The sequence below is a fragment of the Fibrella musci genome (assembly GCF_041321105.1).
Classification (GTDB): Bacteria; Bacteroidota; Bacteroidia; order Cytophagales; family Spirosomataceae; genus Fibrella; species Fibrella musci.
In genome coordinates, this window is record NZ_JBGGWD010000002.1 from 127,321 (window position 1) to 150,146 (window position 22,826).

19 protein-coding genes and 1 tRNA gene are annotated in these 22,826 nt (G+C 54.0%); 4 read left to right on the forward strand and 16 right to left on the reverse strand.

The features are described from left to right. Positions 1-119: 119 nt before the first annotated feature. The 5 genes from ACAW74_RS06165 to ACAW74_RS06185 form a co-directional block, all read right to left on the reverse strand. A complete protein-coding gene (locus ACAW74_RS06165; protein ID WP_370697335.1) occupies positions 120-722 on the reverse strand; it encodes a NifU family protein in 603 nt (200 codons plus the stop codon). A gap of 88 nt (positions 723-810) precedes the next feature. Further along, entirely contained in the window at positions 811-1,239 is a 429-nt protein-coding gene (locus ACAW74_RS06170; RefSeq protein WP_370697336.1) for an arsenate reductase ArsC, read from the reverse strand. Between the two features lie 131 nt (positions 1,240-1,370). Continuing rightward, a complete protein-coding gene (gene arsN2 / locus ACAW74_RS06175; RefSeq protein WP_370697337.1) occupies positions 1,371-1,802 on the reverse strand; it encodes an arsenic resistance N-acetyltransferase ArsN2 in 432 nt (143 codons plus the stop codon). A 37-nt stretch (positions 1,803-1,839) separates the two neighbouring features. Then, a complete protein-coding gene (locus ACAW74_RS06180) occupies positions 1,840-2,727 on the reverse strand; it encodes an arsenite methyltransferase (protein ID WP_370697338.1) in 888 nt (295 codons plus the stop codon). Between the two features lie 48 nt (positions 2,728-2,775). After that, entirely contained in the window at positions 2,776-3,102 is a 327-nt protein-coding gene (locus tag ACAW74_RS06185; protein WP_370697339.1) for an ArsR/SmtB family transcription factor, read from the reverse strand. A gap of 182 nt (positions 3,103-3,284) precedes the next feature. Between ACAW74_RS06185 and ACAW74_RS06190 the strand changes: the two genes are divergently transcribed. After that, entirely contained in the window at positions 3,285-5,084 is a 1,800-nt protein-coding gene (locus ACAW74_RS06190) for an acyl-CoA dehydrogenase FadE (RefSeq protein WP_370697340.1), read from the forward strand. 262 nt (positions 5,085-5,346) lie between these two features. Here the strand turns inward: ACAW74_RS06190 and ACAW74_RS06195 are convergent, their stop codons facing one another. Next, entirely contained in the window at positions 5,347-5,880 is a 534-nt protein-coding gene (locus ACAW74_RS06195; RefSeq protein ID WP_370697341.1) for a hypothetical protein, read from the reverse strand. 125 nt (positions 5,881-6,005) lie between these two features. Between ACAW74_RS06195 and ACAW74_RS06200 the strand changes: the two genes are divergently transcribed. Then, positions 6,006-7,493 carry a TonB-dependent receptor gene (locus tag ACAW74_RS06200; RefSeq protein ID WP_370697342.1) on the forward strand — a complete coding sequence of 496 codons (1,488 nt, stop codon included), beginning with the start codon at positions 6,006-6,008 and terminating at the stop codon, positions 7,491-7,493. A 94-nt stretch (positions 7,494-7,587) separates the two neighbouring features. On the opposite strand, the gene ACAW74_RS06205 is transcribed toward ACAW74_RS06200, so the two are convergent. The 5 genes from ACAW74_RS06205 to ACAW74_RS06225 all read right to left on the reverse strand — a co-directional run bounded on the left by ACAW74_RS06205 (position 7,588) and on the right by ACAW74_RS06225 (position 16,019). Continuing rightward, positions 7,588-8,151, reverse strand: a complete 564-nt coding sequence (locus ACAW74_RS06205; RefSeq protein ID WP_370697343.1) for a DUF308 domain-containing protein — start codon at positions 8,149-8,151, stop codon at positions 7,588-7,590. Between the two features lie 152 nt (positions 8,152-8,303). Beyond that, the gene (locus ACAW74_RS06210) at positions 8,304-9,497 is read right to left on the reverse strand and encodes a PepSY-associated TM helix domain-containing protein (RefSeq protein ID WP_370697344.1); all 1,194 of its coding nucleotides are present in this window, start codon (positions 9,495-9,497) and stop codon (positions 8,304-8,306) included. 41 nt (positions 9,498-9,538) lie between these two features. Further along, complete coding sequence (locus ACAW74_RS06215; RefSeq protein ID WP_370697345.1) at positions 9,539-11,968, reverse strand: TonB-dependent receptor domain-containing protein; 2,430 nt, start codon at positions 11,966-11,968, stop codon at positions 9,539-9,541. 215 nt (positions 11,969-12,183) lie between these two features. After that, entirely contained in the window at positions 12,184-13,221 is a 1,038-nt protein-coding gene (locus ACAW74_RS06220; RefSeq protein ID WP_370697346.1) for a sugar phosphate isomerase/epimerase family protein, read from the reverse strand. Positions 13,222-13,250: 29 nt separating this feature from the next. Beyond that, the gene (locus tag ACAW74_RS06225; RefSeq protein ID WP_370697347.1) at positions 13,251-16,019 is read right to left on the reverse strand and encodes a PQQ-dependent sugar dehydrogenase; all 2,769 of its coding nucleotides are present in this window, start codon (positions 16,017-16,019) and stop codon (positions 13,251-13,253) included. Between the two features lie 86 nt (positions 16,020-16,105). Between ACAW74_RS06225 and ACAW74_RS06230 the strand changes: the two genes are divergently transcribed. Both ACAW74_RS06230 and ACAW74_RS06235 read left to right on the forward strand, forming a co-directional pair. Then, a complete protein-coding gene (locus ACAW74_RS06230; RefSeq protein WP_370697348.1) occupies positions 16,106-16,879 on the forward strand; it encodes an NUDIX hydrolase in 774 nt (257 codons plus the stop codon). Positions 16,880-17,733: 854 nt separating this feature from the next. Continuing rightward, positions 17,734-18,777 (forward strand): NAD(P)-dependent alcohol dehydrogenase, encoded by a 1,044-nt coding sequence (locus ACAW74_RS06235; protein ID WP_370697349.1) that lies wholly within the window; start codon positions 17,734-17,736, stop codon positions 18,775-18,777. An 850-nt stretch (positions 18,778-19,627) separates the two neighbouring features. Here the strand turns inward: ACAW74_RS06235 and ACAW74_RS06240 are convergent. The 5 genes from ACAW74_RS06240 to ACAW74_RS06260 form a co-directional block, all read right to left on the reverse strand. Next, a tRNA-Gly gene (locus ACAW74_RS06240) sits at positions 19,628-19,700 on the reverse strand. Between the two features lie 77 nt (positions 19,701-19,777). After that, entirely contained in the window at positions 19,778-20,437 is a 660-nt protein-coding gene (locus tag ACAW74_RS06245) for a response regulator transcription factor (protein ID WP_370697350.1), read from the reverse strand. A gap of 149 nt (positions 20,438-20,586) precedes the next feature. Further along, on the reverse strand, positions 20,587-21,393 hold the full coding sequence (locus ACAW74_RS06250) for a sensor histidine kinase (RefSeq protein WP_370697351.1): 807 nt from the start codon (positions 21,391-21,393) through the stop codon (positions 20,587-20,589). Positions 21,394-21,405: 12 nt separating this feature from the next. Beyond that, complete coding sequence (locus ACAW74_RS06255; RefSeq protein ID WP_370697352.1) at positions 21,406-22,056, reverse strand: hypothetical protein; 651 nt, start codon at positions 22,054-22,056, stop codon at positions 21,406-21,408. A gap of 38 nt (positions 22,057-22,094) precedes the next feature. Further along, complete coding sequence (locus ACAW74_RS06260; RefSeq protein ID WP_370697353.1) at positions 22,095-22,457, reverse strand: hypothetical protein; 363 nt, start codon at positions 22,455-22,457, stop codon at positions 22,095-22,097. Between the last annotated feature and the right edge of the window lie 369 nt (positions 22,458-22,826).

The window sequence follows — 22,826 nt, forward strand, 5'->3', positions numbered from 1 at the left end:
ACGTGGCTAAAGCGTTGGCGTTTTCTTTGTTTTTCTGATGAAACGGACGAATGACCGCTCTACAGGTCGACGTTTTCAGGCAACAGCAGGCGCTGAGTGCTCAACAACCCAACCTACGCTTAGACGCCTTCCGCCTCAACCGTTTTCACGGCGGGCACCAGGCGCGTCAGCAGGTTTTCGATACCGGCTTTCAACGTAAGAGTCGATGAGGGGCAACCGCTGCACGAGCCCTGCAACAGGACCTTTACCGTACCGGTTTCTTCATCAAACGTATGGAAGTTGATGGCACCACCGTCTGACTCAACGGCCGGCCGAACGTACTGATCGAGCGCGGCTTTGATCTGTTGCACGGTCTCGCTGTCGGCTTCGAGGCGGGTCGAGTTCAGCTCCATGGTGCGTTGCACAAACACGGGCTTGTCGGCCTCAAAATAATCTTTCAGGAAGACTTTTACTTCAAACAGAATCTCACCCCAATCGACGTCTTCGTCTTTGGTAAGGGTGATAAAGTTACCGGCGATGAATACCCGACGGACGCCATCGACGCCAAAAAGGGCAACGGCGAGCGGTGAATTTTTGCCTTCTTTCAGCGCTTCCGACGGCTCGGCATAGTCGAACGAAAGACCATCAGGAACCAGTTCTCGGTTCAGCACGAACTTCATCGAGTTGGGGTTCGGGCTTTGTTCCGTGTAAATCGAAACGGGCGGGCGCAACGCTGCGTGCATGGTAATGAGTTTGACGTTTAGGGTTTAACGTTTACGGTTCCGCGCAAAGTTCAACAGAGGGAGTGATGAACGATGAATCGCTTACCACTTATCGTTTATCGCTCATCACTTCCTGCACAAACGCCTCACTAAATGCTTTGATCTGATCGCGGATGCGGGCGTAGTTGGCCATGACGCTTGCCTCGTCGGGGCCGGTCACTTTGGATGGGTCTTCAAAGTTGTGGTGCAGCCGATTGGTTTTGCCGATCCAGACGGGGCACCGTTCAGCGGCACTGTCACAAACCGTGATCACGTAATCGAACGGCAGGTGCGCGTACTCATCGACGTGGTTCGACGTGTGGTGACTGATGTCGACGCCATCGTCGGCCATGGTCTGTACGGCGCGGGGATTCAGGCCGTGGGTTTCTACGCCTGCGCTGTACACCGCCGCCCGGTCACCGGCCATGTGTTGCAAATAGCCGTGCGCCATTTGACTGCGCGTCGAATTGCCGGTGCAGAGAACAAGTATATGTAGCATAGTCAGTTTATAGTTCGCTGTCTTCTGTTTCACTGTTCGTTGTTTGTCGAAACGAATTGCTTGCTGTACAGAGGCCGATACGGAGGGGATGAGCCGTTGGAAACAGTGAACAGAAGACAGTGAACGGTTATCTATATGGTGAGTTGCATGACAACGGACGAGTCGGGGCAGAGGGTAGTGAACTGCTGCGTTTGGGCAATGGCTTCAGGTACGTTATTACGGCTGACGTAGCCGAACCCTAGCCGTTCGAAATACGCATCGGCGGTGGTCGTGAGCAGGTATACGTCCGTGAGGCCGTTGTGTTGCGCTGCCTGTAGCAGGCCGTCCACCAGCGTTTGTCCAATGTATTGGCCCCGAAAATCGGGCGACACCGCTACTGAGCGCAGCAGCCCCACCTCGCCCAATGGCTCAATTCCCGCTGCCCCGATCAGGTCGCCTTCTTCGGATTGAGCCAGCAAAAAAGTCGACAAATCGGCCGGCAAATCGGTGGTGGGTAGTTCAGCCTGCGTCAACAGAGCAACGAGGGCGGGGCGGTCGTCGGCAGTAGCGGGGCGGTACGTCATGGCTTGGCTATTTGGTAACAAAACTAACAGACGCAGACTAACAGCAATCAGGACCGCAACAGGCCGAACCGGTAGTAGCGCCCGCCAGAGTCGTGTCGGCCGACACCTCAGCGGTTGCTTTTTCGGCGTAAACGGTGATGCTGAAGATACCAATCTCCGCGTCTTTATACGCGGCTAGTTCCGTCTGAGTCAGATATTGCGTTAGCAGGTCGTCGGGCAGCGTAATCGGTTTACGTTTCTGAGTCTGGATGTTGGTAAACCCGGCCTGCGCCACCGTGTCGAGGTACGCCTGCTCCTGAATCGCGCCCGATACGCAGCCCGCATACAATTCGGCGGCCTCTCGTATACCCGCTGGCAACGTACCTGACAGTACAATGTCTGAGATGCTGAAATGCCCGCCCGGTTTCAAGATTCGGAAGGTCTCGGCAAAGGCCTGCGCTTTGTTGGGTACCAGATTCATCACGCAATTGCTCACCACCACATCAGCCAGATTATTGGGCAGAGGCATGTCTTCAATGTCGCCATAGACAAACTCAACGTTGGTGTAACCCAGCTTTTGGGCGTTCTGTCGGGCGCGGTCGATCATGGCAGGCGTCATATCCAGGCCGATCACACGGCCGGTTTCGCCCGTTTCGGCGCGGGCCACAAAGCAGTCGTTACCAGCCCCGGAACCCAGATCAACGACCACGTCGCCGGGTTTGATCTGGGCAAACTGCGTAGGCAGCCCACAGCCCAGGCCGAGGTCGGCGTCGGCAACGTACCCAGCCATATCGGTATAGTCGTCGGCCATGATCGCTGCGTCGTCGAGGGGCGAGCAGCCACAGGCAGAACCGCAGCACGAGGCCGCATTGACCACCCGCGACTGATCGGCCACCTGCGTGTAGGTGTCGCGGACAAGCGTTTTGAGTTGTTCGTCGGTTTGCATAGCGAAATTGGTTTATTGCGATATTACGATGATTGATTACAAAATTTTTTAACAGCATACATTCCCTTCAAACGAGGTCAGCAGCGCCCCAAATATGACCTTAGCTTCTGCCCAGACCTCTTCGTTGATGCAGTAGCACACGCGCGGCGGCTGGACATTTCCTTTAATGATACCAATCCGGCTCAGTTCTTTCAAGTGCTGTGACACCGTTGCCTGCGACAACGGCAGCACATCGACCAGATCGCCGCAGATGCACGACTGGGTTTTGACCAGATGCTGCAAAATGGCGACCCGCGCCGGGTGCGCAAACGCCTTTGCCAGATCGGCCAGGCGGTTTTGGTCGGCGGTAAATACTTCGGTCTTGGTCAATCCCATGCTGTAAAGGTAGATCTGCTTTTGTTAATCGCAATAATACGATAAACATTTTTGCAGTTGACAGTCGATAAGGGCAAGTCGGAACGCCCATCCATAAAAAAATGTTATGCATGCATACTACCTATCCACCCATTCACCATCTTTGTAGTGAAATAGTATGCACGCATAACAATTCCTGACCAATGATTGCCACCGACAACAAAGCGTCGATTAAGGGCGGCGAATTCCTGATCAAAGACACTGACGCCTCGCAGGTTTTCATACCCGAAGAATTTACCGAAGAACAGCAAATGATTGCGGCGACCTGCCGCGAATTTCTGGAGCGCGAAATCTGGCCTCGTCTGGATGAAATCGACGCGGCGAAATCGCCCGAACTGATGTCGTCACTGATGGACAAAGCGGGCGAACTGGGGCTGCTGGGTACGTCGGTTCCCGAGGAGTACGGCGGCTTCGGCATGAATTTCAATACCTCGATGCTGGTGGCGGAAGCAACCGGCGCGGGTCACTCCTTTTCGGTAGCGCTCTCGGCTCATACTGGTATCGGTACGCTGCCGATCGTGTATTACGGCAACGAAGAACAGAAAGCCAAGTACCTGCCCAAACTCGCCACTGGTGAGTGGAAAGCCGCTTATTGCCTCACCGAGCCCGATTCGGGGTCAGACGCCAACTCGGGCAAGACCAAAGCCAAACTGACCGAAGACGGCACGCATTACATCATCAACGGGCAGAAAATGTGGATCACCAACGGTGGTTTCGCCGATCTCTATATCGTTTTCGCCAAAATTGATGATGATAAAAACCTGTCGGCCTTCATCGTAGAGCGGTCGTACGACGGCATTACGATGAACGAGCCCGAGCATAAACTGGGCATCAAAGGCTCAGACACGCGTCAGGTTTTCTTCAACGACGTGAAAGTCCCGATCGAGAACCTGCTGTCGGAGCGCGGCAATGGGTTTAAAATCGCCGTAAACATCCTGAACATCGGGCGGATCAAACTGGGTATCGCCGTGGTAGGTGGTGCCAAACAGACCGTCAACGAAGCCGTTCGCTACGCCAACGAGCGCAAGCAGTTTGGCATCAGCATTTCGCGCTTCGGGGCCATCAAGCACAAGCTGGGCGAAATGGCCGTAAAGATTTACGCTTCAGAATCGGCCAGCTATCGCGCTGGTCAGAATATCGACGATGCCATTGAAGACCTTAAAGCGGGCGGCATGGACGACGCCCAAGCCAAGCTGAAGGCGCTGGAGCAGTTTGCTATCGAGTGTGCCATCATGAAAGTACACGGCTCGGAAGCCCTCGACTACGTGGTCGACGAAGGCGTGCAGGTGTATGGCGGCATGGGTTACTCAGCCGACGCGCCGATGGAACGCGCCTACCGCGATGCCCGGATCAACCGGATTTTCGAAGGCACGAACGAGATCAACCGGATGCTCGTGGTGGATATGCTGCTGAAACGGGCCATGAAAGGCGAACTCGACCTGATGGGCCCGGCCATGGCGATTGCCAAAGAAATCATGTCGATTCCCGACTTCAGCAGCGACGATGATGAAACATTGTTTGCCGCCGAGAAGAAGGTGCTGAAAAACCTGAAAAAATCCGTACTGATGGTGGCGGGTGCCTCGGCGCAGAAGTTCATGGCGAAACTCTCGCACGAGCAGGAGATCCTGATGAACCTGGCCGATATGGCGATCGAGGTGTATGTAGCCGAGTCGGTGCTGCTGCGCGTCGAGAAGCTTATCGGTATGAAAGGCGAAGGCGCGCTGTCGCTGCAAAAAGACATGGCCCTGACGTACCTGCACGAGGCGGTCGAGAAGATCAACAACGCAGGTCGCGCCGCTATCACCAGTTTTGCCGAAGGCGACGAGCTGCGCGTGATGCTAATGGGCCTGAAGCGGTTCACGAAAATTGAGCCGATGAACCTCAAAGACGCTCGCCGCCGCGTGGCCGACGCCATGATCGCGGAGAATAAGTACGTGTTTTAGTCATTAGTAGTCAAATGACATTTCCCCTTTACAACAACTGAAGAGTCAAAAAGCCATTGCCGGATTCGGTGATGGCTTTTTTGTGTGAATTTTTGAACGCAAAGGCGCAAAGAAAACGCGAAGGGCGCAAAGGTGATTTGCTGGTGTAGTTTTCTGTGCCCTATATAAGGCACCGTCAGATTATTAAGCCGATCACAACTAATACCTACAGAATGCTTTGCGCCCTTCGCGAAATTCTTCGCGCCTTTGCGTTCAAAACCCTCTACTTTTTTGCGTTGATGTGCCGGATGACTTCGCGTTTGGGGAAGGCCAGCCGCCAGACGGCCAACGGTTGTTTCTGGGTACCGAAACAGGCCTGACAGAGTTTGTCTTCAACGGGAACGGCATCGTTGTAGACGAAGAGCGTATCGCCGATGCGCTGAATGTTGGACGACTGCGGCAGCTTCTTCTCGACGTTATACAGGTACGCGTCCAGCACCTCACGTTCTTTCTGGGCCAGTTTGGGGTTTTGCACGTCGGCGACCCCCAGCAGGCTGATGGTCATCCCGTAGCGTTTGGCCAGCGCCTGCGTCTTGGGTAGGGCACTCAGGTTACAAACAGCGAGCGTTTCGGCACCAGTTGTCAGTTTGGCGGTGGCTTCCCGGTTGGCGATAGCCACGATTTGCTCCCCCCAACTATTTACAGCTTCACTGAGATCAGCGTTGGTAACACGCTTCACTTTCATGTCGGCCATTTGCTGTTTGAGCTGATCGTTGTACTGCACCCGGTCGGGATTGCACGAAAAAAAGAAAGACAATAGAGCGGTAGAGAACAGAAGGCGAGCGCAGTGCATTGGGTACGTTGTTTGTCCCAACAACGCCAAACCCAAATGATCGGTTTTCACGTTATCCTAGTAAATTTGGTGGACACCCATCAACGCGTATGTACGAGAAAAATATAGGTACAAAACAGAAAGCGCTACGCATTAACCTCGACCGACGCATTTACGGCTCGTTTGCCGAGATCGGGGCGGGCCAGGAAACAGCGGCCATGTTTTTCAAAGCGGGGGCCTCGTCGGGAACCGTTGCCAAAACAATGTCGGCCTATGATATGACGTTTAGCGACGCCATCTACGGCACGGAAGAAAGCGGCCGGTACGTGGTTGAAACGCGGCTGGTGAAAATGCTCAACAAAGAGTATAGCCTGCTCGAAAAACGACTATCGGAAAAGCGCGGCGCCGACACTACTTTTTTTGCCTTCGCCAACACGGTGGTGGCGCTCAACTACCAGAAAACCAACGAAGGCCACGGCTGGCTGGGTTGCCGGTTCCAGAGCGAACCGCAGGGGCCATACAACGACGTCATCATCCACGTGCGGCTGCTCGACAACGAGAACGTGCTGCAACAGCAAACGCTGGGCGTCATTGGCGTGAACCTGATCTACGCTTGTTTTTATTACAGCAAATCGCCCGAAACGCTGCTGCTGTCGCTCATGGACGACCTCTCGCCCGAGCGCATCCAGATCGATACAGTTCGCTGCGAAGGGCCCGAATTTGCGCAGGTCGATAACCGGCTGATGAGTCTGTATCTGGTTCGCAACGGCTTCACCGACGCCACCCTATTTGACCCCAGCGGCCGGATTCTTCAGCCAAAAGAGGCCCTGTACAAGAAGAACATCCTGGTGATGCGCGGGCGGCTGCGCCCCCTCACCAACGTGCAGCTCGACATGATCGAGAATGGCTACAAGCAGTTTCTGGAGGAGCCCGACGTGGAAGCCAACCGCGTGGTGCAACTCTCCGAACTAACGTTGCACAACCTGAAAGCCAACGAGCAGGGTATCGACGAGAAGGACTTCCTCGACCGCGTGGATATTCTGTGTAGCATGGGACAAACGGTGATGATCTCCAACTACCACGAGTATTATCGCCTGGTGGCGTATCTGTCGCGCATTACCCGCCTGAAAATCGGCCTGATCATGGGTATCCCGAACCTCGAATACATTTTCGAGGAAGAGCACTATTCGTTTTTGCCAGGCGGTATTCTGGAAGCTTTCGCTACGTTGTTCAGCCGGAAAGTGAAGCTGTTTATTTACCCCACGCTTCGCGACGGTCAGCTCTACACCGGCGAGCAGTTTCAGCTATCACCGGCCTTGGAACCGCTGTTTCAATACCTGAAACAGAACGATAAGATCGAGGACATCACCGACTACAACGAACAGAACCTGCACATTTCCACCGATCAGGTGCTGGAGATGATTCAGGCCGGGCAGGAGGGCTGGGAAGATATGGTACCGGCGCAGGTGGTGAAGCGTATCAAAGACAACTGCCTGTTTGGGTATCCCTGCGAAGTCGAGTACGTATCGCTCAGCGAGCAGATCAAACAAGCGGCCGAGCAGGGCGAGTTGGGCGCTGTCGAGTCGGCGGGCGTGTAAGATTTGCTTACAAGGTTAAGGGTCCGGGTTTATAGCCAGTTAAGTAGCTATAAACCCGGACCCTTACTTATAAACAAAGCCCCGTTGGCTCACTCTATCTTGGGGCCGATATCGGCTTTTGCTCGGTTAACCGAACCTGTATGATAAGCAGAATGCCCAGCCCAATCGGGAAGAAGCCCATAATGCCCAATGAGTCGATCAGACCAATAGGACGCATCAGAATATTGAAGGCCAGATAACCAGCCACCACCACACTCAGGAAGTGAAGGAGTTTATTGGGCAGCGACGAGCCGCCCTCCATGAGCGCGGCGTACATAGCCCGCACAGCCTGCAAAAAGGCGTAGATCAACGCCCAGAAGCCCAGCATATCCACGAAATTCTTTAGTCCGCTGCTGGCGGTGATCAGAAACACCACGCCAAAAATCAGGTCGTTCAGGCCGTGCAGAACCACCCAGAAGTTGTTGCCATCGACCCGACTGTTGGCTCGCGCGTAGGCCGAGCCAGCCAGACCTGCTACCAGCGTAACCACGCCCAGAATACGCCCCGTACCCGGCGTGAAGGTGTTGGCATAGACAAACATGCCTGCACCCATCAGGATGTAACAAACCCCACGGGCGGTCAGTAGCCAGCGGTGCTGAATGTGCTGTTGATTATTCATAACGTTGTGTTGCTTACGTACCTTATACAACGTACCCAGCCGGTCTTTGTTCGGCCTTTAAGAGCCTGTAAACCAACAACAACAGTCCGTTTCCGGCTTATACTCAGACAGATAGACCTACCCCGGCAGGTCAGTCATGGCAGGCGCGCACCTTATGGATTAGGTAGCTGGCTGGTCCGTAACCGCGGGCGAACACTATGCCGAACGGGCTTGTGTGGCCGCACCACCTTCTTAGCTTTCTTACGACGCCCCCACCAGATCAGGAAGCCGGTAACGGGCAGGCTCGCCACCAGCAGGCTGGCCAGAAAGGCAATGAGTTTGCCCGGAAGCCCGAGTATGGCCCCTACGTGCACGTCGTAGTTGAGCCGGGCAATTTTCTGGGCTACCGACACCGTCTCATCGAATCGACCGTACTGGTGGTTTACCGACAACTCCTTCAGCGTGTACTGATCGTAATAGCGATGATCGCCCTGCCAGTAGGTGGCGGCGTCGGGGTTGGTGCTGATGGCAATGGAGGCCGTTGGGGTTTCGGGAAAGTGCACCTCTACCGTTTCAGCGGTTGGGTTGCTGGCTATCGTTTGCTGCCAAAGCCGATCGACGGCGGGCAGGTCGGCAGTCTGGGATCCGGCAGGCACCGTCGAGGTGGGCTCATAATAGACTGGTAGCGACTCGCCGCCCGACGTGGCCCAGTACACCGATTTAGCAAACCACTGGAAGCCCCACACGAGCCCGGTCAGCGCCAGCAGCATGGCGATGCCCATCACGTAGAACCCAAACACATTGTGCAGGTCATAGTTACGCCGCCGCCAGGGTGCCGTCCATTTGACCGTGAACCGCTGCTTGCGCGCCGCCCGGTTTTTAGGCCACCATAGCACCAGCCCCGTGATGAGCAGCACGACAAAGATCAGGGTTGCCGAGGCCACGATGGGCTGCCCGATGGTGGGCGGTAGCCAGAGGTAATAATGCCCCTGCAACACCTGATAAAAGAAATCGCGGCTCATGTCCTGCACGTGCAGCACCTTACCCGTATACGGATGAATGTAGGCGAGGTAGTAGTAGGTTGGTTCGTAGTGGTAAAACGCCAGGATCGCCGCTCGCCCGCCGGTGCGGTAGGTAACGCTGTGCAGGTTTTTGCCCGGCAACAGTTGTTGGCCAATCGCTTCGAAACGCGACGGTGGCAGGGCCGGACGGGCCTCCGCAGGTACATAGCGATAAGCCTGCGTCAGGTCTTCAATCTCCGTTTTGAAGGCATACAGGCAGCCTGTTACGGCTACGATGAACACAATCAGCCCGGAGGCCAACCCAAGCCACAGATGAAGTTTACCAACAGCTTTCCTGAACGTCATACCCTTGAGCGACTAAACAAACTACAAACCAACCCACTCCCTTAAAACTTGTACGTTACACTCCCCACGAAGCTGCGCAGCTTTTGCGGATTCATGGTCGTGTAGCCAATCCAGTAGCGCTCGTTGGTGAAATTATCCGCTTTCACGGCCACCCGGAACTTGCGCTGCTCATAAAACGCCGATGCGTTCAGGACTGTATAGGCGGGTAGAATAAACACGCCCTGACTGATGCTGTTCTGGATCTTGTTGTCGCTGGCGTAGTTACCGCCAAACCCAATACCCAGGCCACGCAACACACTGCTCTGAATGCGGTAGCTAAGCCACAGATTGGCCAGCACAGGCGATGAGGCCGTGGCGGGGCGGCGCCCGTTCACGTCAGCGGCAGCGTTGGTCAGTTTCGAGTCGTTGTACGAGAAACCCGCTACCATATTGAAACCCACAAACGGATTGGCAACGACGTCGACTTCAACACCCCGGCTTAGTTGGGTACCATCCTGCGTCTGAGCGAATTTGGCCGCTGCCAGCGGGTTCGGGTCGGTGCGCAACAGGTTTTTCACCTGAATATCGTAATAGCTGATGGTGGCGCTCAGGCGGCCGCTGTAGGCGTTGAGCTTAACCCCCGCCTCAAACTGGTTGGCTTGCTCAAGTTTGGCAAATCGTTGCGTCAGGCTATCCCGCGCCGTTACGTCGTAGGCGTTATAAATGCCTTGATTGTTGAAGCTATTCTGGTAGTTGGCAAATAGCGACACCTTGTCTTTCACGGCCTGATAGACCAAACCAAATTTGGGTGAGAACGCCGTTTGCTGATAGCCAGGTACGTCGGAGCCAACTTTTCCACCCTTATTGTTGAAGTTGTCGACACGCAACGCGGCCAACACGCTCAACTGGTCAGTCAGGTTCAGCACGTCAGATACGAAAGCGCTGTATGTATTGCGAATCCCCGTGATCGGGTACGTAAAATCGGGGGCTTTGTTGGCATAGAGCGCCGCCAGCGCCGCGCCATTGAACTGGCTGTAGTCGGTGTTGGCCGAGAGCGGAACGGTGTCGAACACGCTACCAAAAAACAGCTGATTTGAATTAACGTGCAGGTAATCAAGCCCAACCACGATGCGGTTACGCAGGCTACCCAACCGGAAATCCCCGTTGATCAGTTGTTGCACCTCAAACACATCGTTGGTGCTGTTGCGCGTCGACTGGTCGGCCCGGACCAGGTTGTTGGTGCCCAGCGCGCCACCCGAGGGAAGCAGGTAGAAGTAAGGGCCAAAGCCGTTCGAAAAACTGTGGCTGCTGCTGAGGTTGGTCGACGACGTAAACGAGGGCGAGATCCGGTAGTTCACCTGCCCAAACAGGTTGGTGCTGCGCGTTTGCTGCGTCAGGCCCTTGCCCATATACGAGTTGCGGTAGTCGACGTTCAGCTCGTTGGCGCGGGTAGCCCCGAGTGTGGCGGCCGGTACGTAGAAGAACAGCAGTTGCTTGCCGATGCCCTCGGCCCGGAACAACTCCGCATCGAGCAGAATCGACAGCCGGTCGTTCGGTTTGTACAAAAGACTGGGTGCCAAGGCAAACCGGCGGCTAAAGCCCTGCGTCTGGAATGTGCCTTCGTGGGTAAACGCCGTATTCACGCGCAGCATCAGGTTCCGGCTCTGGTTTAGAGGCGTGTTCACATCGACGCTGGCTCGCTGAAGATCGTAGCTGCCTGCTGAGAGCGATACTTCGCCACCAAACGTTTCGTACGGTTTCTTGGTCACCCGGTTGATGAGCCCGCCGTAGGAGGTCAGCGCGCTACCGAACAGCGTGGCCGATGGCCCTTTAATCGTTTCCAGCTTTTCCAGATTGACGGCGTCGATGTCGCTCGTGACGTTGCCAGCCAGCCCGTTTCGCAATTGGCTTTGTACAATAAAGCCACGCGTATTGTAGTAGCTGCCACCATCGCCAGCGCGGCCGGTCGCTTCCCACATTTTCTGGATACCCGGTGCGTTGCGCATGGCATCGTCGACCGAGAACACAAGCTGTTCGGTCAGGAGCTCTTTACCGACGCTATTGTACACCTGCGGGTTCTCGATGTTCTTCAGCGGCATCTTCGATACATAATCGCTCGACGAACGGGCAAATCGGTTGATACGCCCCGCGCTGACGGTCACTTCCTGAAGCTGCGCCGTGTTTTCGGCCAGCACAAAATCGAGCGTTGCGCTTTCGCCCGTGTTCAAGGTCAGTTCTTTCTCGGCCGTCGTCAGCCCCACGGCCGACACCTGCACGGTATACGTACCTGGCTTCACCCGGTTAATGACATACTGGCCCTTGTCGGTGGTAACGCCCCCCTGCCCTTTTCCTTTCAAACTCACCGTGACAGCCTCTGCCGGATTACCGTCGGAGGTCGTTACGGTGCCACGAATACTAGCGGCTTGCTGAGCCTGTGCCACGAACGGCAATAGCCCGATAGCCAGTATATAAGCCTTTATAAATGGTCGCATATGGTTGCTTGGGTAATAAATCTGGCTGCAAAACAAGGCACGACAGGCGACAAAATGAAATTGTTTTTAATTAATCTAAATAATACCTGTTCCGTACAACCACATTCCCGGTATCGTCCTACTTTTTAGGTAGCCCGGTATACTGCCAAGCAAAACAGCCAGCTACCGTTCCGATAGCTGGCTGTTAGGGCGCGTTGCCAACCAGACTGGCTCGCTTACGACAGCTCGGTTCGTACGCGTTCCAGTAGCGTTTTCGTTGCTTTAACACCGTCGGTGCTCGACAGATAGCCCCCCGTCGGGTTATAGGCATTCATCAATCCGCCTTCATATTCAATACCGACGTACCCGTTGAACCCGGCATCCTTGATAATCTTGAACATCCGCCGGAAGTCGGTTTCGACTTCGTTACCGTTGGCATCGAACTTATGCGTTTTGGCGCTGATGCCCTTGGCGTACGGCATCATCTTCTTCACTCCCTCATAACGGTCATACTCCTGGATGCATTTGGTGTCCATAATGCCCTTGATATCGTTGGTTTTGGGCTGGGTACGTTGCCGACAGAAATTACCGAAATCGGGCAGCAGCCCAGCGTTGGGCATGTTTACCTGCTTCATCACCCCCACCAGCCAGTCGATATCGGTTGAGTTACCGAAGTGATTTTCAACGATCACGTTCATCTTCTGCTTGGCAGCAAATTCGAGCAGTTTGTGGTATCCGTCGGCAGCCGATTTGGCCGCTTCATCGGCCGGATCGTCGGCCACGCCCGAAATGGCCTTGCTGGTATCGCCCAAATTGACCCGGATGGCCGAACAACCCAGAAATTTGGCCGCATCGACCCAGCGATAGTGCCACTCCACCGCCTTTGCTCGCTTGGCGGCATCCAGATCGGCAATGTTGGGACCATCGACCATGATCAGGTTATTTTTCATCCCCAGGTCGTCGCAACGTTTCTTTAGCTCGTTCAGGTACGTCTGGTCGGTGTGTTTGTCGCCGAAAAACATGGAAACGTATTCGAGTACGTTGATACCGAAGTCATTTTTAGCTTTGGCCGGAAACTCCATATTGGTCATTTTACCGCCCATCAACTCGGGGGCAAACGAGAACTCGGCCAACGAAATCTCAAAACGCAGCGCTGACGTGTCGGCGGCAGCGGTAGTGGCCGCGATCGAACGAGACGGTAAAACAGAGGCCAGGCCCAGGCCAGCAGCCGACAGCCCAAGCTGATTCAGAAATTGACGACGTGAAGAATGCATAGTCGATATTGGGAAAAGGTGATGGTCAATTAATTGGCTAACAGTACCGTAACTGGCACAAACAGCGGCGACTTACCCGCTTTTTCATTCTTGAAGACGAAGAACAGATCATGTCGCCCAGTCACCGGCGTCAGGTTTGCTTTTGCCAGGCTGGTTTTGAAGGGGTCGGCGTCTTTGGTCTCGGCCGGTAGTAGTTCGTCGGTCTGGCCAAGCAACGGCCCCGTTGGTGAGTCGACCCTGATTTCAATCCGCCCGCCAACGGCATTCAGCTGCGCTTTCGGAATCGACACCGAGAACGTCATGGTTTTGACGCCCGTCAGGTCCAGCTGATTGAACTGCACGTATGTATCTGGCGCCATCACAACGACCAACGGGTGAGGTTGCGTGCCCATTTTAAACAGCATAACGCCTTTCGACTGGCTATTGCTCGCGCCCAGGGGTAGCAGCGGATTGCGCAGTACCAACGCCTGTTCGGTTGTCTGGCCGGGCAAGCCGTTAGCGCCTTTGTCCTTATATGAGGCGCGCAGCACCAAGTCGGCGTTTTCGGCGCTGCCGGGTGCATACGTACCTTTAATGGGCAGCGAGGGCGTAACCACGGGCTTATCGGCCAGCGTCAGGATGTAGTTTACAATCTCGCTGGCGTCCGACGTACCCAGTTGCGGGTGGGCCGTCATGATGGCATCGCCCCAGACGCCACCACCGCCTTTGATGATCTTGTTCGAGAGACTTGCTACCGCATTAGGGTCTCGTTTATAGCGCCTGGCGACGTCGATGAATGAAGGCCCAACCGATTTTTTATCGGTAAAATGGCAGGCTTTGCAGTCGCTTTTGTCCATCAGCGTCTTGCCCATGCCCAGGTACGTTGCCTCCGAAAACTTATGGCCTGCCGCGCTGGTGACCTGCGCGGCGTCGGTCAGGTACGTTGCCTGCACCATCACCTGTTTGGGTTGAATTTTGCCGCTGGCGAGGCTGCCGTCTTCCTTGTCGGTCACGCTTACCTGATAGGCAATGGGCTGGCCGGGAAAGTAAAAACTTTTGTTACCCTTCGTGATGTCGAGCGCAACGGTTGGCGGTTGGTTACCGGCCATGATCGTCAGTTCACGCGTGTCGGCAAGGCCCTGCGCATCGGTGACTGTGAGCACCGCTTTATACTGGCCGGGCTTCTGAAACGTAAACGTCGGGCTGGGTTCGGTGAACAGGGTCGGTTGCCCGCCCGCCTTGCTGTAAATTTTCCACTGATACGTCAGCGCATCACCATCGAAATCTTTCGTGCCGGTCGATGAAAAAGCCACTTTTAGCGGTACGGCGCCCACCGTCTGGCTGGCCGAGGCCTGAATGGCTGGCTTCCGATTGCCCGCGTTAAATTCAATCCGCACCAGCCGCGAGTCGTCGTTTTTCACGAACCAGCCGGTGCCGTATTCGAGCACGTACAGGTCGCCATTAGGCCCGAAGGCCATATCGATCGGGTGGCTGAAAGCCATATTGGGCAGGAAACGCTCGATGTTGGTCATGTCGCCCTGTTCGTTGACACTAACCGCCAGAATCATGTCACGCATCCACTCGAACAGAAAAACCTTTCCGTCGTAGTAATCAGGAAAGGGCCGTTTGGCTCCGCCAAAATCACGTTTGTAGTAGGTTGGCCCCGCCATTGCGCTCCGGCCGCCCGTGCCCATGATCGGGAATTTTTTACTGCCGCTGGCCGGATACGAGATCAGCGCCGGTTGAGCCGGAGGCAGCTCGCGCAGGCCGGTGTTGTTGGGGGAATTGTTGACCGGATGCGCTGGATCGAACTGGGCCCCCGCCTTATTGCTGGCAAAATCGACGTCGTTATACGCTTTGTTGTCGCCCACAAAGTAGGGCCAGCCAAAATTGCCGGGCCGTCGCGCCTGGTTGTATTCGTCTTCGGCCATTGGCCCAACGCCCGCTGAATCGGCCCCGGCATCTGGCCCAACATCGCCCCAATACACGTACCCCTTGTGTTTATCAACCGAGATACGATACGGGTTTCGGTGACCCATCGTATAAATTTCGGGGCGGGTTTTGGCCGTTCCTTTCGGAAACAGGTTCCCGTCGGGAATGGTGTAGGTGCCATCGGGTTCGGGATGAATCCGCAGAATTTTGCCGCGCAAATCATTGGTGTTGCCCGACGACTTCTGCGCATCCCAGGGGCCGCGGTCGGGGCGCTCGTCGATGGGGGCATACAGGGTAGCGCGGGGGCTGGTGTTATCGCCCGTCGAGAGGTACAGATTACCGGCCCGGTCCCAGTCGATGGAGCCGCCCGTATGGCAGCATTGCTCGCGCTGAACGGGTACCTCCAGCAGCACCTTTTTCGACGAAAGCACCAGTTCGTCGCCCTTCAGCTCGTAGCGGGTCAGTATGTTTTTGGGTTCATCGCCCGCGGGTGAGTAATAGAGGTATACCCAGTGATTTTGCTCGAAATTAGGGTCGATGTTCACCCCCAGCAGGCCGTCTTCGGCCTCGGTTTCGTGCCCCTCTTTATCCTTATATTTCGTGCTGACCGGAATCGTTGCGATGGTCACCAGCTGCTTCGTCGCGGGCGAATAGATTCGGACGTCGCCGTGTCGCTCCACCAGCAATACCCGCTCATCGGGCAGAATAGCCATTTCCAAAGGCTCGTTGAGCTTTTCGGCCAGCACCACTTTGGTGAACCGGTTTTCGTCGGGCGGGGTGCCGGGTTCAGCCAGTGGCCGGGCCGAATACGCCCATAATCCCACGGCGCTGACACAAACTGCCGCCACAGTCCGGTAGGGCATCCGCGTCAAAAGAGCTGGTTTCATAACCAATATGTATTTTTAAAACAATAGTAGAAAGAAGATCTCAATGTGTATTATTTACACACTAGTTATTTTTTTATAATTTCTTCATGGAATACCAACATGAGTTGCAACGGCTAATCACCGACATCCGCCTCAACTGCCTGCCTTCTGTATCGATCGACTGCGTCATTTTTGGCTTTCACAGCGGGCAGCTTAAAGTGCTGCTGCTGCGTTGGAAAGGAACTGGCGACTGGTGCCTGCCGGGTGGACGGATTCGCCACGAAGAAAGCCTCGACGAGGCGGCTCATCGCAGCTTACGCCAGCGCACTGGCCTGAGCGAAATTTTCCTGCAACAGTTTCATACGTTTGGCGACGTGACGCGCTACAAACACTTCAGCGTGCAGGAAACGCTAAAAAAACTAGGCCTGCCCGACGATGTTGGGCAGGCCATTATCAGCCGGGATGTATCGGTTGGGTACTATGCACTGGTCGAATTTGCCAACGTAACCCCCACCCCCGGCCCTTTCACGGACGAATGCCGCTGGTGGAGTATTGATCAGATTCCGCCGTTGCTATTCGATCACAACGACATGATCAGTCTGGCCCTGAAAACCCTTCGGCGGCAACTCAGCTACCAGCCCATTGGGTACAATCTGTTGCCCGACAAGTTTACCATGCCCGATTTGCAGCAGTTGTACGAGACCATTCTGGGGCAGCCGCTGGACCGCCGCAATTTTCAGAAACGCATGTTGGGATATGGCATTCTCGAACGGCTGGACGAGCGCAAATTGGGCGGTGCACACAAGGCACCGTACCTGTACCAGTTCAACCAGGCGAACTACATGGCGGCACTTGATGCCGAGCGCCTTTATGTCGACTGAGCTTTTTCGTCGTGCAAGACAATCTGGGTGAACGTGTGATTGCACCAACAGCAGCGATATCGTCGGGTGGTCAGGAAAAACAGCGCCAGTTTGGTCATTGGGTTACGCTTGATACGCTCGAGCGTATGGTCTGCCCCACAGTTTGGGCAACGGCATTGGGTTGAAAAATTTAAGAGAGCCATGAGGTTGCTACAAACACGTTTAATCGTTAAGGTACTTGCTCCAGGTACGTTCATCGGATGTCGACCAACGTGCCTGTTCGCTTACTTTTCTATTCGAAAAATTCAATTAAATAGAGCAATTATCACTGCTAACTCATTGATAATTAGCCAATTTGAAAGGTAATCAAATCCAAACAGAGCTGAGCCGTATCCATCGTCTTTTAATGAGTATGTTACTGAGCGGCGGGGGCTTTTAGCGGGCTATTCATTCGTCTGTCGGTAAGCGACGAAGCCCAACTAGCCAGCATTGGGTACGTACCTGAACACAATCGCTGGCGCTGCCTGGTTGCGTAATCAGGTCAGCAGTATGGCGGCTTACAGCCTTTCTTCAGCCAGGTATACCTGCCCGGAATCGTTACGCTTCGGACAGGTGCCAACAAGCTACGCAGCCCGACAAAAGCGTACTTTTCTGAGCTACCGACCAAAACCCCGGCCGTTAATAAACCGGCAAGCGATTTATTAGCGATAAAAAAAGCCACACAACACTGAGAATGGCTGATTAAAAAACATCGGGAGGAATAACCTGTTGAATCAACGTACCCAACGTGCCTGTACTGTCATGACCAATCCGTTTTGACCGCTCAGGTACGTTGGATTTGAGGCCCAACATCAAGCCGTATAAACTAACTTATTATGATCGCTGCTAAAGGATACGCCGCTCAAACCAAAGACACGCCACTTGCCCCCTGGGCCTTCGACCGACGGACCGTTGGGCCACACGATGTTCAATTCGATATTACACACTGTGGCGTTTGCCATTCCGACCTGCATCAGATCAAAGATGAGTGGGGCGGCGGGATCTTCCCGATGGTGCCGGGGCATGAGATTGTTGGCCGGGTTATAGCCGTTGGCGATCAGGTCAGCAAATTCAAGGTAGGCGATCTGGCTGGTACAGGCTGCATGGTCGACTCGTGCCGCACCTGCGAGAATTGCCAGCATGGGCTGGAGCAGTATTGCACCAACGGCAACACGCTCACCTACAATAGCCTGGAGCAGGACAGGAAAACACCCACCTATGGCGGGTATTCCAACACCATCGTAGTGCACGAAGATTTTGTGCTGCATATGCCCGAGAAGCTCGACCTGGCGGCTGCGGCCCCGCTGTTGTGCGCCGGCATCACTACTTACTCGCCCCTTCGGCATTGGCAGGTTGGCAGAGGTCATAAACTGGCCGTGGTAGGGCTGGGTGGCCTCGGCCATATGGGCGTGAAGTTTGGAGTTGCTTTTGGTGCCGAGGTAACTGTGCTAAGCACATCACCCAAAAAGGAAGAAGACGCCCGCAGACTAGGTGCTCACAAGTTTGTCGTTACCAGTGATCCCGAGCAGGTGGCTGCCGTAACGGGCTATTTCGACTTCATTCTGGATACGGTTTCAGCCGAGCACGACTACAATCAGTACCTGGCCATGCTGAAGACCGACGGGGTACACATTTGTGTAGGCGCGCCACCGACTCCGGCGGCGATTCTGGCTTTCAGCCTTATCCCCGGCCGAAAATCGCTCGCGGGTTCTACCATTGGTGGCATTGCCGAAACGCAGGAGATGCTCGATTTTTGCGCCGAGCATAACATCGTTTCCGACATTGAGCTGATCGATATTAAGGATATTCATCCGGCCTACGATCGGATGCTGAAGGGCGATGTTCGGTATCGGTTCGTAATCGATATGGCGACGCTGTAGTAGCCACCTTGTTGGCTAGCCCTTCAGTTGCCTTTCGCTTTAACGCTACTAGCTATGCAGCTGAGACAAACTCTATCATTTTCGCTTACGAACTGGGTCACTGAATCAAAATTTCTTTCATTCACAACATCTGCACATATATTGGCATACAAAATTGAGCAGATTTCCATCTTTCTTCGCTAATTGCTAGCTGAAAGGTCGAATTAGTAGTTTATAAGCTTAACAAACACGCAGCTTCATCAGTCATCGATCTGAAGAAGCTGGTTAAACATAAAGCAGGTCCATGCGCTTGCATAGACCTGCTAACCTTCTTTAGTTGGATAAAGCGTAATGTGAAAAGCTTCAGCCGCATCGAGTTGAAGCTTTTTTGTTATTGCGTTCGATAGTAACACACGCAAATATGAGACCTACACTAACAACTCCAAATTTTACTTTGTCAAATTATCACTTAGATAAGCTATTTGTAGTTATTCAATTTAATTAAGTTAACACTATAGCTAACCTATATTGATACCCAAAATAGTGGGCTACCGCTTTACGCAGCAGCCCACTGGTCGATTTCCTAGTTGAATAAAGCAAAGAAAATATAGTAATCAATACAAAATGCATCGTTCGTAGTCACTATAAGCTCACGTGCATTTATACATATGATTGGTCTTCTAACTAGAACTACTCGACAATTGTTGAAAAATATTGGTAAACTTTTTGTTACCTCACAACAATACCCAGGAAACACAAGTATTCGTCACGCTAGGAGATAGTCCACGGCAAAACTTTTAAGCAAAGCGACAGTACTTACAGCCAACAAAAAAGCCAGCTAGACTTGATCTAACTGGCTGATTATGAGTTGAGCGGGAAATGGGTCTCGAACCCACGGCCTGCAGCTTGGGAAGCTGCCGCTCTACCAACTGAGCTACTCCCGCTTATGTTGTACAAATATACAGCCTCCCCCTACTCCTGCAAATAGCACTGGCAAAATTTACCGCCCAATCAGGACAAGCTAGGATAAGCCCAGCTTGATTGCTTCCATTACCAGGCCGACCCGCGTTTTTACCTGTAGCTTCTCAAATACAGCCTCCCGGTAACCATCTACGGTACGCGGACTCACGCACATTTTATCGGCAATTTCTACGTAGGTCAACTCGCTACAGGCCAGTTTCACAAAATGCCGCTCGCGGTCATTGAGCCGTCCGGATAGGCTGGATTTTACCTCAACGGGCGCCGGTGTCAACGTAGGTCGGCTAAGCTGCCCCAGTAAATGCCCGGTCAGGAACGCCGATGAATACACGCCTTTGTCGCGCACGTCGTCGAGCGCCTGCCGGAGTTCGTGCGGATGGCAGCCCTTCAACAAATAACCGCGTGTACCATGTTGCATCATTTGCACCACCGTCTGTTCGTCGTCAAGCATCGAGAGGGCAATCACACGTAACGCAGGATAACGTTCTCTCAGTTGAATGGCCGTGTCGAGACCATTCATTATGGGCATGTTTACGTCGAGCAGCACCAGGTCAGGAACAGCCTGTGTTTCTAACTTTCGGAACAGATCCTGTCCGTTTTCGGCGCAGAACAGGATGGTATAGTCATCGAGCCGATTGATCAGGTCGGCTAATGCCTGGGCCAGCAACCGATGATCATCAACAATGGCAACGGTGGTTTTCATACATCAACATAAGACAATGTCAGACAGCAAGTTAAGTAAAGTATTTTGCAGCTGTCAATACCAGATTGGCAGTAGATACTACCCAATTACTTAGTAGACGGTTAGCAAGCCGCTTTACTCGACTAACGCTATTACGACAATAGCCTAACTCAACTACTGCGCGGAATGGTCAGCACAACCTGGGTTCCTTCGCCGGGTGCCGTATGCCACACGCAGCTCCCGCCCAGCAGTTGTGCCCGCCGACGCAGGTTATGCAGCCCCTGCCCGCCTTTGCCGAGTGAACGGCTGTTCACTTCGGGCATCGAGAAGCCGGGGCCTTCGTCAGCAATGGTCAGCTGAAGCGCATCAGGCTGGTAATTGAGCGTCAGGTGGATGGGGGCGTAAGGGGCGTGCTTCAGGGCATTGTTGAGCGCTTCCTGCACCATGCGCAACAGCACAATTTCGCTGTCTCCTTTCAAAGCGTACGCGTCACCCAACACCTGAAACTGGGTACGTTGCTGCCCGGCGGCCCGATCGATTCGATCAAGTTCCAGCCGTATACATTCCAGTAGCCCAAAACGGGCTACAGTGTCGGTACTTAACGATTTGGACAGATTTCTGACGTCGGCCACTACAGTGGCCGTGTGGGTGAGCAGTTCTGATACTTTGCCCTGCACCGGTGAGTTGGCGGTTTCGTCCTCGAGCAGGTTCAAGTGCAGCCAGATGACCGACAGCATCTGCCCGATGTGGTCGTGGAGTTCGTCTCCGATGTGTTGAAGTGTCTGGTTTTGGGTTTCGAGCTGGGCCGTCAGGATTTCGCGCTGATGGGCTTCGTACAGATGCGTCAGTTCGGCCTGATGTTCAACGTACCGGCGCTTGTAGACAAAAAGCAATACGGTGATAAAAGCCCCTAGCAAAAGCAGTAGCAACGTACCCACGATAATTAGCAGCACTACATCCGATAATCCGTACTCCATACGCATAGCTGGTTATACCCCACGCTGGACATACTGCCGATTCACGTACCAGGCCACCATAAATAGCACCACCTGCAACCCGTTCAGTAGTTCCTGAATCCAATATACTGACAGCGCGTGTTGAGTGGACCGCTGAATGAGGTAGTTCATCAGCCCCTGTACAAAGAGATTACCTAATGCCGTGTAAAGAATAGCCGTACTGACCCAGAACATAGGGTCTTTTTCGAGCCCAGCCACCTTTATTTCCGAAAAAAGCTGCCGAAGGTATTGTAACGACCAGACACACAGCAGGCAATTGTAAATAGTCAGGGTATAGGAGTTGTAGTGCGTCCAGGGTTGAATCGTCAGCGAGAACCCCAGTGCAACGAGGGTAAACATGCCCGCCGACCACACGGCCGCCCGCTGCCAACCTGCTCCGACCAAAGCCCGGCTGAACATTAGCGAGAAGGCCACATACTGCCCAATCGTAAGCATATGAAATACATAGAGATTGTTGGGCTGCTTAAGCACCCGCCAGGCGATCACAGCCGTCAGGTTACCAACGAACGTTATGCCTATGCCGATCGCCAACCAACGTAAAGGCGGCATCAGTACGCTGTAATGACTGCCATACATGAGCGTACTGATGCCTAAGATAGACAGGTAAAGGACGGTGTCAATCATGTCAGAACAAAGCAGACAGTCTGCGCCAAAGCGGCTGGTCAGCCTACCGTATAATAGCGGTCAGATAAGGTGTCGGGGCAGGGTGGTTTACTACAGCAGCACATAACCGCTACGGCGTCGTTCCCGGCGAGCGCCCGCCCATCGGTAGCAAGGGGGGCAAGAAAAAAGAAATGATTACCGGTTTCGTCGAGTGCATTATAGAGTTTTACATACTTGGCTCCGGCTTCCTGAGAAAGCGTTAGGACTGTCTGCAACCGATTGATGCTGACCGCTTCAACCTGTGCAAATCTGGCTCGAACGGCCTCCCAGGCGACAGAATCGTCGAGAGAAACACTAAAACGGGTAACGGCTTCCCGGAGTTGCTCGGGAGTTAGTTCATAAAGATTAATGGCTGTGGACATACTTTTGAGGCTTATGGTTACTAGTGCAAGCAAACTAAGCCTCAGAAGGAGCAGTGAATAGGGGAAAATCACCCTATTTGACGGTTTTTTTTCTGGTTAGAATAGGGCAGAATCACCCGTTTGCGCCGGGTTTGGGGTCTTTATTTTTGGGAGAAAATTCAGCAGGCGATTCACTCTGTGCCTTGCGGTGAGTTTTCCGCCCAATCCACACCATCCGCCTTTTTCGGTTGCGGGCGAGCCGTCATTGGCTGACCGCCCGCAACCGAATATACAACGTACCTACGCCCCCCTCAGCCCGTCGCCTATCGTATCGTTTCCAGGTACGTTACTACCCCCGACAAACTCGTCAGCTATACGCAACGTGTGCTC